The organism is Desulfosporosinus sp. Tol-M2 (assembly GCF_059735615.1).
Map to the genome: position 1 here is coordinate 1 of NZ_JCAIJG010000193.1, position 1,203 is coordinate 1,203.

At 50.5% G+C, this 1,203-nt stretch carries 1 protein-coding gene; it reads right to left on the minus strand.

Annotated elements, in window-relative coordinates:
• On the minus strand, positions 1-1,203 hold a 1,203-nt coding region (gene valS / locus AC6I5A_RS13960), incomplete at both ends, for a valine--tRNA ligase (RefSeq protein WP_034617395.1).

Below are 1,203 nucleotides of genomic sequence, written 5' to 3' on the forward strand. Positions count from 1 at the left end.
TGTTCTTGTTCGGGCGTTTTTCTCGGCCAACCCAAGGTGGAAAAAGGCCAAAGTCCGGAAGAAAACCACGTATCTAAAACGTCAGGATCCTGCAACAGCCGGTCAGCTCCGCATGTAGGACAGGTTAAGGGATCATCACCCGCACAGATCTCCAGACCACAATCCTCACAATACCAGACCGGGATGCGATGTCCCCACCACAGTTGGCGAGAAATACACCAATCCCGGATGTTTTCCATCCAACCGAGATAAATCTTAGCAAACCGTTCAGGAATAAATTCCAAACTCCCACCCTTGACGACTTCTATCGCGGGCTTCGCTAGAGGCTCCATTTTCACGAACCATTGTTTACTCACCATTGGTTCAATCACGGTGGAGCAACGATAGCATTCCCCAACAGCATGGGCATACGGTTCAGTTTTAAGGAGGATCCCTTGAGCTAACAGCTCCTTCACTACGGCAAGGCGTGCTTCGAAACGATCCATCCCTCTGTATGGGCCAGCATTTTCATTCATCTTGGCTTCTTTATCCAAGACGACAATCTGGGGCAATTGATGGCGCAGCCCAATCTCAAAGTCATTCGGGTCATGCGCGGGGGTGATTTTCAGCGCGCCGGTTCCAAACTCCCGATCGACATAGTCATCCGCAATGATCGGAATTTCCCGCTCCGTAAGGGGAAGGAGCACTGTTTTCCCAATTAAATGACGATACCGCTCATCGTCCGGATGCACCGCCACGGCCGTATCCCCGAACATGGTTTCCGGTCGGGTGGTTGCCACAACGAAAGTCTCGTCACTGTCTTTTACCGGGTAACAGAGATGGTATAAATTCCCTTCACGATCGACGTGTTCAACTTCAATATCCGAAATCGTAGTATGACATTTGGGGCACCAATTGATAATATAGTTTCCCCGATAAATCAGCCCTTTATTATAAAGTGTAACAAACGCTTCCCGAACCGCCTTCGAGCACCCTTCATCCATCGTGAAACGCTCGCGTTCCCAATCACATGACGCGCCCAGGCGGCGTAACTGCCGCGTTATTTGTCCACCATACTGCCGTTTCCAATCCCAGACCCGTTCTAAAAATCTTTCACGCCCCAGCTCAAGGCGATTCGTTCCTTCTATAGCTAACTGCTCTTCCACTCTGGCCTGAGTTGCTATCCCCGCATGATCTGTCCCAGGTAACCAGAGGGTGTTGTAG